This is a genomic window from Vibrio metoecus, assembly GCF_009665255.1.
GTDB classification, from domain to species: domain Bacteria; phylum Pseudomonadota; class Gammaproteobacteria; order Enterobacterales; family Vibrionaceae; genus Vibrio; species Vibrio metoecus_B.
In genome coordinates, this window is the sequence record NZ_CP035686.1 from 1741702 (window position 1) to 1754994 (window position 13293).

General features: G+C 45.9%; 13 protein-coding genes. 6 read left to right on the forward strand and 7 right to left on the reverse strand.

What is annotated here, in order from left to right; all coding sequences use genetic code 11:
* Positions 1–19: 19 nt before the first annotated feature.
* The 3 genes from EPB59_RS07880 to EPB59_RS07890 form a co-directional block, all read right to left on the reverse strand.
* Complete coding sequence (locus tag EPB59_RS07880; RefSeq protein WP_154172173.1) at positions 20–418, reverse strand: YbaN family protein; 399 nt, start codon at positions 416–418, stop codon at positions 20–22.
* Positions 418–549, reverse strand: a complete 132-nt coding sequence (locus tag EPB59_RS18845) for a hypothetical protein (RefSeq protein WP_001273570.1) — start codon at positions 547–549, stop codon at positions 418–420. The genes EPB59_RS07880 and EPB59_RS18845 overlap by 1 nt, the downstream gene beginning before the upstream one ends.
* 171 nt (positions 550–720) lie before the next feature.
* On the reverse strand, positions 721–1812 hold the full coding sequence (locus EPB59_RS07890) for a response regulator (protein ID WP_195706952.1): 1092 nt from the start codon (positions 1810–1812) through the stop codon (positions 721–723).
* A 246-nt stretch (positions 1813–2058) separates the two neighbouring features.
* On the opposite strand from EPB59_RS07890, the gene EPB59_RS07895 reads away from it, so the two are divergent.
* On the forward strand, positions 2059–2934 hold the full coding sequence (locus tag EPB59_RS07895) for a LysR family transcriptional regulator (RefSeq protein ID WP_195706953.1): 876 nt from the start codon (positions 2059–2061) through the stop codon (positions 2932–2934).
* A gap of 72 nt (positions 2935–3006) precedes the next feature.
* Here the strand turns inward: EPB59_RS07895 and EPB59_RS07900 are convergent, their stop codons facing one another.
* The 3 genes from EPB59_RS07900 to fadI form a co-directional block, all read right to left on the reverse strand.
* Positions 3007–3555: an NAD(P)H nitroreductase gene (locus tag EPB59_RS07900; protein WP_154172179.1), complete on the reverse strand. Its 549-nt coding sequence runs from the start codon at positions 3553–3555 to the stop codon at positions 3007–3009.
* 117 nt (positions 3556–3672) lie between these two features.
* On the reverse strand, positions 3673–5799 hold the full coding sequence (gene fadJ, locus EPB59_RS07905; protein WP_154172181.1) for a fatty acid oxidation complex subunit alpha FadJ: 2127 nt from the start codon (positions 5797–5799) through the stop codon (positions 3673–3675).
* Complete coding sequence (fadI, locus tag EPB59_RS07910; RefSeq protein ID WP_154172183.1) at positions 5799–7106, reverse strand: acetyl-CoA C-acyltransferase FadI; 1308 nt, start codon at positions 7104–7106, stop codon at positions 5799–5801. Before fadI ends, fadJ begins: the two co-directional genes overlap by 1 nt.
* Positions 7107–7650: 544 nt before the next feature.
* Between fadI and EPB59_RS07915 the strand changes: the two genes are divergently transcribed.
* The 4 genes from EPB59_RS07915 to EPB59_RS07930 all read left to right on the forward strand — a co-directional run bounded on the left by EPB59_RS07915 (position 7651) and on the right by EPB59_RS07930 (position 12038).
* A complete protein-coding gene (locus EPB59_RS07915; RefSeq protein WP_233358176.1) occupies positions 7651–8157 on the forward strand; it encodes a sigma-70 family RNA polymerase sigma factor in 507 nt (168 codons plus the stop codon).
* Positions 8150–8881, forward strand: coding sequence for a DUF3379 domain-containing protein (locus tag EPB59_RS07920; RefSeq protein ID WP_195706954.1), 732 nt, complete (start codon positions 8150–8152; stop codon positions 8879–8881). Before EPB59_RS07915 ends, EPB59_RS07920 begins: the two co-directional genes overlap by 8 nt.
* 257 nt (positions 8882–9138) lie before the next feature.
* Positions 9139–10434, forward strand: a complete 1296-nt coding sequence (locus EPB59_RS07925; protein WP_055028687.1) for an outer membrane protein transport protein — start codon at positions 9139–9141, stop codon at positions 10432–10434.
* Between the two features lie 302 nt (positions 10435–10736).
* The gene (locus tag EPB59_RS07930) at positions 10737–12038 is read left to right on the forward strand and encodes an outer membrane protein transport protein (protein ID WP_154172187.1); all 1302 of its coding nucleotides are present in this window, start codon (positions 10737–10739) and stop codon (positions 12036–12038) included.
* Between the two features lie 51 nt (positions 12039–12089).
* Here EPB59_RS07930 and EPB59_RS07935 read toward each other — a convergent pair whose 3' ends face one another.
* The gene (locus EPB59_RS07935; protein WP_195707107.1) at positions 12090–12533 is read right to left on the reverse strand and encodes a low molecular weight protein-tyrosine-phosphatase; all 444 of its coding nucleotides are present in this window, start codon (positions 12531–12533) and stop codon (positions 12090–12092) included.
* Here EPB59_RS07935 and cobO point away from each other — a divergent pair.
* Positions 12532–13248 carry a cob(I)yrinic acid a,c-diamide adenosyltransferase gene (gene cobO, locus EPB59_RS07940; RefSeq protein ID WP_347233056.1) on the forward strand — a complete coding sequence of 239 codons (717 nt, stop codon included), beginning with the start codon at positions 12532–12534 and terminating at the stop codon, positions 13246–13248. The two genes, EPB59_RS07935 and cobO, sit on opposite strands and share 2 nt — an antisense overlap.
* Positions 13249–13293 lie beyond the last annotated feature (45 nt).

Here is a 13293-nt window from a genome sequence, read left to right on the forward strand (position 1 = left end):
GGCACACTTCCCGCTAATGCTAGTGATTTTCTTGTTGGTTAGCAACCAACTCATGGGTTGGCAGATGGGCAAACCAAGTGATCAGAAGCACAAGCCAGATAAACAGCCCAACTTTGAGCCACAGGAGAGACACCATCCAAATCGAAAAGGTAAAGCTCAGTAAGATAAAAACTGTGGCGCGTTTTTTTACCGCTTTGCTAACGGCACGGTGTTGTTGCCAATTTTGAATGATCGGCCCAAACGTTTCATGCTGATTCAACCAACGGTGGAAACGTGGACTACCGCGTAAGAAACAGGCACTAGCGAGTAGGATAAAGGGCGTTGTCGGTAAGAGAGGGAGAAATATGCCCAGTATCCCTAGGCATAGACTCGTCATTCCAATGAAACTGAATAAGAAACGTTGTAGGGATGAACGCATTAAAAGGTGGCGTAACCGTTAAGTACGCGGATCCAAGTTAATGTTGCTGGCAGTGTCGGGATCAGTAAAACCGCGACCACGCCAAGGAAATAATAGATGTTAAAAGGTTCTTTAAACTCGTGATTTGCCATTGTAATCTTCTCTTTTGGGTGACTTTACATTGGACCGCTCTACGGCAGCCTCGTTTGTTTTATGCGCTCAGAACTATAACGAAACCTCGCTGCCACAAACACTGACAATATATAAGGTTATTAGCAACTCGATCTAAAGTTCCAACCACACTCACAATTTAGACAGTAAAATCACACCTCACAACCTTGATAGAGATCTAAAGTAAAACTATAAGCGCTCGGCTGGCTCAACGTGATTTGGCAAGCTGAACGAATGGGCAAATCTTTGGTAATAAAATTGCGTAGACTGTTATCACCAAGCTGAACGCCAGAAGTGATACGATGTTGCACATAGCCATTTGACCATTGGCAGTTTAGCCCAGCCGGCAAGAGAGATAATGTTCCACCCGCAACGTCGGCAACGCCAAACAATGCGGAAACTTTACCAATACAGTCAGAGCAACAAATCCCCCGCTCAATAATCTCAGCCAGATCTTTCAGCTCAACACTGAAATTACGTAAATTACGCACATAGTCATGGAATAAGGCTCGGACCAACAATGTCGATGCAGCCCCACAATCTTCATGACTTGCTGCATCCACTAAATAAAACACAAACTGCCCGTTCATCAACCAAGCATAGTCAAACACTAGCGGCATCAGTTCAGCCGACTGTAACAATCGGTAACTACACTTCCACCCACCTAACTGTGAATCCTTTTCAGGTAAAAGAGCATTGAGTAATTCTCTCGCGGCATTCGGGTTGTCTTTTAAATGCTGTAAATGCCAGTGCAATTCCTGCTCTTCTGGGATACCTCCTTGCCTATCGGCACCATACCAACAGCTAACAAAATCACGCTGATGTTCGTCATTAGCCAATATATTCTCAATAGAATTGGTTAAATGATGATGGTTAGTAATCGGTTTAGGTAGAAAGTCCTTAATTCCAAAGCGTAATGCCTTGGCAACATCCGCCATTTCTTCGGTCGCAGAAACCACAATCAACGGTAGGGAGGGATACGCTAAGCTCACTTCTTCCACAAATTCAATGCCATTCAACACTGGCATTGATAAGTCACAAAGAATCAAATCTGGCTTGCTATCACGTAACTTGCGCAAGCCATCAAGGCCATTTTCAGCCTCTACGACTTGGTAGCCGTCTTGCTGAAGATAACCTCTCGTCATACGTCGGAAAACAGGGTCATCATCGACGAGCAAAATCAGTTTTTCTGCTACTCGCTGATCTTCAACTTCACTGGTATCCGGGATGTGAGATTTAAACATAAACATCGACCTCACTGATAAACATCAGCGCACAAGTTATCACTAACTTGCTACGGAGAAATGGATTATTGACTAGTTAAAAAATAGCTCTGAAATAGACTTTACACAAACCATGGTACCCAAAAATCGTTCTATCACTAGATGTATGGTTTTCAGCAAATCATCATACAAGTTGACATCACGCAAAATTTAACAGCTTATATATGTATAAATTAGCCATAGTTGCAACATAATGTGTCAGAAACGATGAAACTAGATGACCTAAACCTCTTTCGACTGGTTGTCGAAAATGGAAGCTATACCTCAACTTCAAAAAAAACCATGATTCCGGTGGCCACCATCACTCGGCGTATCCAAGCTTTAGAGGACTCGCTGAATCTTAGGTTACTCAATCGTCACGCACGTAAACTGACGCTAACCGAGGCGGGTGAACGCTTTTATAAAGACTGCTCTCCGCTCCTCGAGCGACTTGCGTCAATGACAGAAGAAATCACTGATGAATGCCGCGGTGCTTCAGGTCGAATTCGGATCTCAGCGCCATCAAACCTCACCAAACGTATGATGATGCCGATGTTCAACGCGTTTATGGAGAAATACCCCGACATCCATATCGAACTGATGATGAGCAATCAAGCTGACGATCTCGACCCTACCGAATGGGATGTGATTTTCCGCGTTGGGCCACAGCGCGATTCAAGCCTGATTGCACGTAAAATTGGAGAAGTGAAAGATATTTTGGTGGCAAGCCCAAGCTACTTGGCCAATCATCCCCAACCCACTCACGCAGAAGAGTTGCACCAACATCAACTGCTCAAGGGGTATCCGCTACTTAAATGGCAACTGACGAACAGCCAAGGGGAAACCATCGTCAACACGGATCGTGGCCGTTTTCAAGCCAGTGCGTTGAATGTGGTACGCAGTGCATGCTCAGAGGGGTTAGGCATCACACTGATGCCGGATGTGATGTTGCGTGAGTTCTTGGGTGATGGCAGCTTAGTCCAAGTGCTTTCGGACTGGAGCTCTAACCCACGCGACATTTACATGTTGTATAACCACAAAGATCATCAACCAGAGAAAGTACGTCTGTTTATTGATTTTGTGATTGGCTATCACCTGCAATAAACCACACAGCTCTATTGTTCGAGCTTTCAAACAGAAAAAGGGCTTCGCGCCCTTTTTCTTAGAATCTCGTATTTAGAGATACTCAACGTACTTGCAGAGTTCACGTTCAGGGACTTTTGTTGCCGTGGTTCCTGGAGTGCCAAGGTAAAGAAAACCAACAATCTGGTCTTCACCTTGTACATTGAAAGCACGACGGACAACCGGATGGAACATCCAACTTCCAGAGCGCCAAATCCCCTGAAACCCTTGTGCTACGGCCGCCATTTGCATGGCTTGTACTGCACAACCGGCGGATAGATGCTGCTCAAACGCAGGGATCTTTTCACTGTGAGTGACTTTAGCGATCACTGTGATCACCATGGGGGCGCGAAAAGGCGCATTTTTCGCTTTACTGATCACCGCTTCATCACTGCCGTTGGCGATTTCGGTTTGCTCCAGAATGCTGGCCAACTTTGTCAACCCCTCACCATGAGCCACCACGAAACGCCACGGAGTAAGTGCACCATGATCGGGGGCGCGCAGACCCGCCCGTAAAATATTTTCGAGAGCTTCGCCTTGTGGTGCTGGTGCATCCAATTTGGCGATTGAACGGCGGTTGAGCAATAAATCGAGCGCTTCCATTGTGAATTCCTTGTTAGTTCTTGATGTTACGTTTCATCCTAGCACAGATTTTTGAGAATCACTCGCAATAAGAAAGAGGCACTTGGCCTCTTTCTTAATCATGATGAAATCTCGAACTTAGGGGTAAAACTTTTCGCCTAAGCCCGCTCTGGTTAACAAACCATCACACGGGGCAAACCGTTCACCATATTTCTCGGTATGCTGATTCATCAGTTCCACCACTTTGGTCAAACCAAGCGTATCCATGTAACGGAAAGGCCCACCTAAGAATGGAGGGAAGCCAATACCGAAAATCGCGCCCATATCCCCATCTCGTGCACTACGAATTATGCCTTCATCAAGACAACGTACAGCTTCGTTGAGCATAGGCAGCAGGCAACGCATCGCAATCGCTTTGTCATTGAGCTTCGATTCAGGCGTTAACTTAAGTAGCTTATAAACCGATTTATCGACTTCTTTTTTCTTGCTGCCTTTGTAGATATAAAAACCTTTACCACTTTTACGCCCTTTACGGTTGTCTTTGAGCAAGACATCAAACACATCCGGACCTTGGAAACGTGGCCCCAGTTCATTAACCAGAATCGGCATAATCTTCGCGCCAATATCCACTCCCACTTCATCGAGTAAAGTGATGGGGCCGACTGGGAAGCCAAAATCGAGCAAAGCAGAATCCAGATTCTCAATCGGTTCACCGGTCATCAATACTTGCGCGGCTTCATTCATATAGGGCGCTAAAATGCGGTTGACGTAAAAACCGGCACAATCTTTCACCACTATCGGTGTTTTGCCCTGTTTACGCGCAAGTGCCACAACCGTTGCAATGGTTTCATCCGAAGTAGTAGCATGAGGGATCACTTCCACCAGCGGCATTTTTTCCACAGGGCTGAAGTAATGCAGACCCACAATGTTTTCCGGACGCTGCGCTTGGCTGGCGATCTGATGGATCGGCAGCGAAGATGTGTTGGTTGCAAAAATCGTTGTCGGTTTGGCATTCGCTTCAATATCCGCCACCATTTGTTGCTTAAGTTTGAGATCCTCAAATACTGCTTCAATCACCACATCACAGCGATCAAATCCAACAAAGCCGGTACCGCCAGAGAGTTGCGACATCTGAGCTTGCAACTGTGCCTTACTCAAAATTTTGCGCTGTCTTTGCTTATCAAACAGCTTGTAGTTGTAATTAAGCGCATTCAGCACTCCATCGTTGGCCACATCTTTGATTCGTACTGGCACTTTGGCTTTTGCCACAGAGACATGGCTAATGCCCGCTCCCATCAAGCCACCACCCAACACGCCTACCGCTTTAATCGCTGCGGGTTTCGCGTCCGCACCGAGATCTTTTTTCATCTCCGTGGTGGCAAAGAAAATCGAACGAAGTGCTTTTGATTCTCGGGTCATCACCAGTTCAGCAAAACGCTTCGCTTCATACTCCAAACCTGCATGCATCCCTTTTTCAAGGCCGTATTGAATCACCTCTAAAATGGCTTGCGCTGCTGGGTAGTTTCCGCGTGTTTTCTGCTGCGTTTTCTTGGCGGCTTGATCAAAAATCAACTTACGCCCCAAGCCTGTATTGGCGAGCAGTTTTTCTTTGATCGGTAGTGCGGCTTGCGCACGCTTCTTGTGGCCTTTTTCTTCCAACACACGCTTTGCGACATCAAGCAACACAGAATGCGGAACACACGCATCCACAATGCCAAGTTTTTTGGCTTTTTTCGCGCGCAGCTGTTTGCCTGTCAGGATCAAATCAAGCGCCGGAAGCAGGCCAATCAAACGTGGCAAACGCTGCGTACCGCCAGAGCCCGGCAGCAAACCCAGCATCACTTCGGGTAAGCCAAGGCGAGTAACATCGTCTTCAGTGCAGACTCGATAATCACACGCCAGAGCCAATTCTAAACCACCGCCGAGACAGGAGCCGTGAATCGCAGCAACCACAGGGAAAGGCAGATCCGCAAGCTGTTGAAACATCTGCTGACCTTGCGAAGCCAACGCTTGTGCTTCGTGGACAGATTGACAAGCTTCCAACATACGCACATCCGCGCCCGCAATGAAGTTATCCGGCTTAAGAGAGTGGATAATCAGGCCTTTTACTTGCCCTTTCTTTTCATTGAGTGCGGTAAACACCGCTTGCATCTCTTCCGCAAACGCCGCTTGCAAGGTGTTCATTTTCTCGCCGGAGACATCAATAGCCAACCACGCGTAGTGTTGCTCATCAAACGAGAGTTGAAACGCTTTTTTGTTGTCCATTATTCCACCTCCAGAATCATTGCAGCGCCCAAACCACCTGCTGCACAAGCAGTGTTTAAGCCTAAGCCCCCGCCACGGCGTTTCAATTCACGTAACGTTTGAGTGATCATCCGCGCGCCCGTTGCTGCAAATGGATGCCCATACGCTAACGATCCGCCAAGAACATTAAATTTGCTCATATCCACTTCGCCGATGGCTTGCGCACGACCAAGCTGCTCTTGAGCAAATTTATCGCTCGCGAACATCTTCAAGTTCGCCAAGGTTTGCGCCGCAAACGCTTCGTGCATATCAATCAAGGTTAAATCGTTGAGCGTTATCCCTGCACGATCCAGAGCAATCGGAGTGGCATACGATGGCCCCATCAACATATCTTTTTCTACGCCAATCGCCGCAAACGCATAAGAACGAATGTAACCCATGATTTCTAGGCCAAGTTCCTTCGCTTTACCTTCACGCATCAACATGATCGCGGCAGCGCCATCGGTTAGCGGCGTAGAGTTGGCTGCGGTCACGGAGCCGTATTGACGATCAAACGCCGGACGCAACTTGGCATAGCTCTCCAATTTGGAATCAAGGCGAATGTTGTTGTCAGTATCAATCCACTTTTTATAAGGCTCAGGGAAAGCGGTCATCACTTCATCGCGAATTTTGCCTTCTGCCCATGCTTGCGCCGCTAAAGTGTGTGAACGATGCGCTAACGCATCTTGCTCGGCGCGAGAAATGGCATAGCTTTTGGCCATCTGCTCAGCGGTTTGCCCCATGGAAAGCCCAGTAGAATATTCAGCCACCGCGGGAGGAACCGGCATCAAATCTTTGAAAGAAAGGTTACTCAGCAACTTGAGCTTCTGCCCCATCGTTTTGGCTTTGCTCAAGGCTAAGAGTGAGGAGGCGAGCTTTTTGGAAACACCGATCGGTAAAACAGAAGAAGAGTCAGCACCGCCCGCAATACCAATATCAATCGTTCCCGCCATGATGCTTTCTGCAACATTGACCGCCGCTTGAAAACTGGTTGCACAGGCACGAGTTACGCTGTAGGCGTCCGTGTGAATCGACATACCGGTACCCAACACAATTTCCCGAGCAATATTAGGCGCTTCCGGCATTTGCACCACTTGACCAAATACCACTTGTTCAATCAATTTTGGATCGATGGCCGTGCGTGCCATCATTTCCTGTACCACTATTTTGCCGAGATCGACGGCGGGTACTTGACCAAATTCGGTACTTTGACGGGCGAAAGGCGTACGTAGCCCCGCCACAATCGCCACTCGTTCTCCAGAACGAGTCCTGACTTCCTGCTTGCCCATGATTTCTCCTTCGAATAAGAGGTCTGACCTGAAGCATTGTAACGAGAATGTTAAACAAATCAAACGAGCGTTTAAATAATCGTGATTTAGACAATCCTTTCTAAGGAAAAATACAGGAGAAACGCAGGATTCGGGATTTTTTGCAAAAAAAAACCACACAGAACTGTGTGGTCGGAATGGGTAAAGCAATTAACTTACGCCAATTGAAAAATCAGTTTCCTGATTAGGAGAAAGTAAAGTCAGCCTTCAAAAGGAAGTGTCATCTTTGCTCAACAATGTCAGTCAAAATGACTAACGAGATGACAGGAGTTACTATAACGGCTTCAGAGTAAGAGATTTTGAATTAGATCAAGTTTAATGTGATTTATTGAACTCAACTCATTGAACATCTGTTCAACACTACTCGTAGAGACCTATTTACCTTTATGATGGCCAAGTACATCACTAAAATCTATTTAACTTGCACGACGCATACAGGGAGTCCTTGGTGTCGATATTGAATCTGTTTGGAAAGAAAGTTTCCCAACGTCCGGTCAATAGTGACATGGACAGACAAAGAAAATACGAAGCTCTAGTGCGAGCTTATCATCGCGATCTTTACCGATACGCCTATTGGTTATGTAAAGATCGCTCGATTGCCGAAGACTTGGTGCAAGAAACCTGCTTAAGAGCGTGGAAATCGCTCGATAGTTTGCTAGATGAAAAAGCAGCCAAAGCGTGGCTCATCACTATTTTACGCAGAGAAAATGCTCGTCGTTTTGAGCGTAAACAGTTTGACTTAGTGGATATTGATGAACACGACTATGACGCGAAATACACCGATGATGAATACCACCAAAATGAGTGGCTACAGAATCAAATTTTAAAACTGGATGTGGAATATCGAGAACCCCTCTTTTTACAAGTCGTCGGGGGATTCAGCGGGGAAGAGATCGCCGATATTCTTTCATTAAATAAAAATACCGTAATGACCCGTTTGTTTAGAGCACGCAACCAACTTAAAGAGATGATGGATGGTTCAGAACACTACCCGGAGCAGCAAAATGGATGAATTAGAGTTTCGCCGCAAAGTCATGTCTGACCCTAAACAACGGGACAAAGAACTGCTTGAGATGATCGCCACCAATGAATCAAGTGCTAAATATGTCGATGATGTACTGCAACTCGATAAACACATAGCGCAGGCATTCAAGATCGATGTTCCCGATGAGTTGGCCGATAAAATTTTATTCCAGCAAAGTGCTTTGCTTGAAGATGAGAAAGTGATCCGCCCACAATTTGTACGTAAAGCGATGGCGATAGCGGCCTCCATTGCCTTTACCGCAGGATTGTTGGTCGGTCAGATCCAGTGGGGGAATATTTTGGTTTCTCCCGCACAAGCCAGTTTGTCAGAAATGGCCGTACAACATGTGATTCATGAAGAAGGCTTTGTCAATCGACTGGATGAACAAGCAGACATGAGCCAAATCAACGCTAAAATGCAACCTTTTGCTTATAAGCTGGATGGAAATTTCCCCTATCACGTCTACTATCTGAACCATTGTGGTTTTGGTAAAGAAAATGCAGTGCATATGGTGTTTCAAGGTGAAAAAGGCAAAGTTACTCTGTTCTTTACCCCTATCGTCAGCAAGCAAGCATTAGCATTTAAGCAAGACGGTATGTCTGGCATTGTCGAACCAATAGGAGATGCCAGTTTAATTCTTGTTGGTGAACAAGGTGAAAATGTCTCTGCTATTGCAGAAAAATTAATGCCAATGATTCAGTCATCTATCTAAATTTCACATACTAGGCTAACCATGTGCTAAGTATGGCAAATGCCAAAAATAGAGCGAAAACTCTAACTTTTAGAGTTTTCGCCTAAATTCCTGCCAAATAGCCATCATTTCAGCAATTTTATCGTCAAATTAGACAATGGTCGGATTTCTATCTCCTATACTAGCGACTAGGATCAGCCACCACTGAGCAATTGCTCAAAAAAAGCAACAGCTCATACAACGCCCATCAGAGGCGAAACCAAAAAGGAAAAAGTCTAATGAACAACATGCGTCTGTTTAAAAAATCTCTGCTTGCCGTAACGGTAACGCTAGCCACACAACAAGCTTTTGCTGCGGGTTTCCAGCTCAACGCACAATCTGCTACCGGTCTTGGTCGCGCCTTTGCGGGTGATGCCGTTATTGCCGATAACGCTGCCGTAATGTCTCGCAACCCAGCGGCGATGGCACTGTTTGATGAGATGGCGCTCTCTCTTGGTTTTGAAACCATTACAACCGATATCAAAGTAAAAGATGCCGCATATACAAAAGGCGCGTATGTGCCTGCTACAGGTTCTGTTTTAGGCGCAACGACTACAAGCGCAAATTACGATGACGCAGGCGGTACATCTGTTGCACCAAATATTCATCTAATTGTTCCTGTAAATGAGCAATTTGCTTGGGGCGTAAATGCATACTCTAACTTTGGTACGAAAACAGAATTCTCAAATAGCTATGCTGCAGCAGAGTATGGTGGTTTGACTGACGTTAAAAGCTTCAACTTAGGGCTTTCTGGCTCATATCGTATTAATCAACAGTTCAGTGTTGGTGCTGGCCTTGATCTGATTTACGGTCAAGGAACCATGAAACGTGCTGTTCCTGGTTCATCAAGCACATATCTACTCAACGTTGATAAAGCTGATGGCTGGGCAGTTGGTTTTAACCTTGGTTCAGTTTATGAGTTGGATGAAAACAATCGCTTTGGTTTAGCTTATCGCTACAGCCCAGAGTTTAAAGCTAAAGACGATTATGGTCAGGAGATCACACTTCCTCTACCAGATATCGCAGAGTTTTCTGGCTACCATAAAATTGAAAATACCTCTTTTGCGGTTCACTATAGCGTACAGTGGATTGGTTGGTCAGCGTTTGACAAGATCGACTTTGAAAATCTAAATGTAAGCCAATCTGCGCTAGCAGCCTCAAGCAAAACCTATGCAAAACAATATCAATGGAAAGATGGTTGGCACTACTCGATTGGTGGTACCTACTACCTAAACAGTGCATGGACACTGCGTGCTGGCTACATGTATGACACCAGCGCACAAGACTCTCTGACTTCAATTTCTGTTCCTGATTCAGATCGTCAATGGCTATCAACTGGTTTCACGTATCACATTGATGATAGATCGAACATTGACTTTGGTTTTACTTACTTAATGGGTAAAGACACCAACGTTAAAGAATCGCTTGTATTACCATCAACTACAAGCCCTACTGGTTACGCCTATACATCTGTTTCAGGTGTAACCCACGCAGACGCGATTCTGTTCGGCTTACAATACAGCCGTACGTTTTAATTAAAACGTCACCACATATCCTGACTAAGGGGCTGATTTATCAGCCCCTTTCTTTTCCTGACTACCTAGTTTTGCTTAATTTCAGCGTACAAGCGTGCGATTAACCGCCTCAATATCACTACATCTGTACGCTGAACCTTTAATTACCTTTGTTGAACAAATAGAAATATCATCTGGAAAATATCTATTTTACAGGCTAAAACTTCAAATCCTTTGCTTTCATTGATTTGAAGTTTTAAAGCAATTGCTCTAGCCGTAGACTTGCCGCAACAAAAACCAGCAAATTTCAGCGAACAATCCCAATGAAAAGCAATAAGACTCTCCTTTCCTGCGCCGTGGCTTTCGGTTTAGCCAGTGTTTCAACCGTGACTCATGCTGCTGGCTTCCAGCTTGCTGAGTATTCAGCAACGGGTCTTGGCCGTGCTTACGCGGGTGAAGCGGCTATCGCAGACAACGCCAGCGCACAATGGCGCAACCCTGCAATGCTCACTTATTTAGAGGGAACCCAAGTCTCCATCGGAGCCATTTATGTCAACCCTAATGTCGATGTGAATGGTACTGTTCAGCATACCTACCTAGGACAAAGCCAAGCATCTGCAAAAGATTTTGCTCACGATGCCATCGTTCCTAATCTTTACCTGACTCACCCATTGAGCGAACAAATCGTATTAGGCTTTGCCCTTGGCACTAACTACGGTATGGAAACCGATCTGGGTACTGACTTTGCAGGCTCTCACTTTGGTAACCAAGCGAGCGTGATCAGCAAAGAAGCAAACCTAAACATTGCATACCAAATTCTGCCTCAATTGAGCATTGGTGGCGGCATTCGCTACGTAATGGGTGACGGTCATTTTGGTGCTACCGCTCCTGCGAAAAATATCGTTGGGCAACATCCTGTAACGCATCAGCCGATTTCAGTGCCTCAAGGTACAACCTTGAAATATATGGAAGGTGAAGATACCTCTTGGGGATGGCAGGTAAGTACTGCATGGCAAATCAATGAACATCATCGCTTAGGTTTCGCCTACAAATCGGAAGTTGTGATGGATTTTGATGGGCATGCAGAAGGCATCATTTATGGTGGCCAAAAGCCAGGGATGATGTCAATTACACTCCCAGCAACCGCTGAGCTAGCAAGCCTCCATCAACTGAATGAACAATGGGCAATCCATGCCAGTGTTAACTGGACGGACTGGAGCACTTTCCAAGAACTAACAGCAGTCTTTTCTGATGGTCCCGATAAAATAAAATCGGAAAACTGGGAGGATAACTATCGCTTCGCGCTAGGTACAACCTATCAGTACGATCAAAAAATCACCCTGCGTGCCGGTGTGGCTTACGATACTTCAGCCGTCAATGATAAAAACCGTACCGCCACTATCCCAGAAACTGATCGAACTTGGGTAAGCATCGGTGGCAGCTATGTCGCGACACCACAATTGACTCTGGATGCAGGTTTCACTTACATCTTTGCCAAAGACGCAACGGTTAACGAACCACGTGATGCCTCTGACCAAGCGGCAGCTCAAGTTGGTGGTGCATTCAATGCCGATGTGACCGGTAATGTGTGGCTGATCGGTGTACAAGCGAACTACCGCTTCTAATCACGTACTCATTTCGCCATAGCGAAACGAATAATGTATTTCAAGGCCAGCTTAATGCTGGCCTTGTTGTTTTAGTTTCAGTAAAAACTGCTCTGCCGCTTGTTCCACTAAATCTAATACCCGCTCAAAACCCTGCTCACCTCCATAGTAAGGATCGGGGATCTCTTCACATCCGCAATCACAATGGCTGAGCATCAATGACAGTTTATGTTGATGGGATTGAGGGCAGCGAGCTTTCAGCTCAGCTAAATTCTCTTTGTCTGCGGCTAAAATCCAATCAAATTTCACAAAATCTTCATCATGGATCTTTCGCGCTTTGATGCCAGAAAATGAGTATCCCCGCTTCTCACCTACCGCTTTTGAGCGTGCATCCGGTGGATTCCCTTGGTGATACCCAATCGTGCCTGCTGAATCGACTTCCACATCAACCTTGAGTTGTGCCGCCTTAGCACGCAATACCGCTTCCGCGGTCGGAGAACGGCAAATATTGCCCATGCACACCACGAGTACCTTCTGCATCTTATATCCCTATTTTTGTTTGGTGTTTGCCACTGACGAGTTGGGCTATCATAGCGACAAGTTTCAGATTGAAAAAGGATTTGCCATGTCCGGCGATGAAATCAAACAAGAGCGTCACAAAGCTCGTCAACAAAAAGTCAAAGAGCAAGTGGATGCCAAAATTGCCGCCGCTCAAGAAGAAAAAGGGTTACTGCTGATTATTACTGGCAATGGTAAAGGAAAATCTACCTCAGGTTTTGGCACCATTGCGCGCGCGATAGGTCACGGTAAACAGTGTGCGGTGGCTCAGTTTATCAAAGGCACTTGGGAGAATGGAGAGCGTAATCTTTTAGAAAAGCTCGGCGTTGAATTTCAGGTCATGTCGACTGGCTTTACTTGGGAAACCCAAAACCGCGAGAGTGATACCGCAGCGGCACAAGAAGTATGGCAACACTGCAAACGCATGTTGCAGGATGAATCGCTGGATGTGGTGCTGTTTGATGAACTCACTTACATGGTGAGCTACGGTTACATCGAGTTGGATGAAGTGGTCGAAGCACTCAATCAGCGTCCGAAAATGCAATCGGTGATCATCACTGGGCGCGGCGCACACCGCACTTTGATTGAGATGGCCGATACGGTTTCTGAAGTGAAAAACATCAAGCACGCTTTCGAATCCGGCGTGAAAGCCCTTAAAGGGGTCGATTGGTAAGACACTAAAAAATCAATAAGAAAGGGCTGAAATTCAGCCCTTTTT

Bases quoted from the DNA above. Each gene is read 5' to 3' on its own strand.
- fadI (WP_154172183.1), bottom strand. From the start codon at position 7,106: ATGGGCAAGCAGGAAGTCAGGACTCGTTCTGGAGAACGAGTGGCGATT.
- cobO (WP_347233056.1), top strand. From the start codon at position 12,532: ATGCACACCACGAGTACCTTCTGCATCTTATATCCCTATTTTTGTTTG.
- EPB59_RS07890 (WP_195706952.1), bottom strand. From the start codon at position 1,812: ATGTTTAAATCTCACATCCCGGATACCAGTGAAGTTGAAGATCAGCGA.
- EPB59_RS07935 (WP_195707107.1), bottom strand. From the start codon at position 12,533: ATGGGCAATATTTGCCGTTCTCCGACCGCGGAAGCGGTATTGCGTGCT.
- fadJ (WP_154172181.1), bottom strand. From the start codon at position 5,799: ATGGACAACAAAAAAGCGTTTCAACTCTCGTTTGATGAGCAACACTAC.
- EPB59_RS07930 (WP_154172187.1), top strand. From the start codon at position 10,737: ATGAAAAGCAATAAGACTCTCCTTTCCTGCGCCGTGGCTTTCGGTTTA.
- EPB59_RS18845 (WP_001273570.1), bottom strand. From the start codon at position 549: ATGGCAAATCACGAGTTTAAAGAACCTTTTAACATCTATTATTTCCTT.
- EPB59_RS07925 (WP_055028687.1), top strand. From the start codon at position 9,139: ATGAACAACATGCGTCTGTTTAAAAAATCTCTGCTTGCCGTAACGGTA.
- EPB59_RS07895 (WP_195706953.1), top strand. From the start codon at position 2,059: ATGAAACTAGATGACCTAAACCTCTTTCGACTGGTTGTCGAAAATGGA.
- EPB59_RS07900 (WP_154172179.1), bottom strand. From the start codon at position 3,555: ATGGAAGCGCTCGATTTATTGCTCAACCGCCGTTCAATCGCCAAATTG.
- EPB59_RS07880 (WP_154172173.1), bottom strand. From the start codon at position 418: ATGCGTTCATCCCTACAACGTTTCTTATTCAGTTTCATTGGAATGACG.
- EPB59_RS07920 (WP_195706954.1), top strand. From the start codon at position 8,150: ATGGATGAATTAGAGTTTCGCCGCAAAGTCATGTCTGACCCTAAACAA.
- EPB59_RS07915 (WP_233358176.1), top strand. From the start codon at position 7,651: ATGGACAGACAAAGAAAATACGAAGCTCTAGTGCGAGCTTATCATCGC.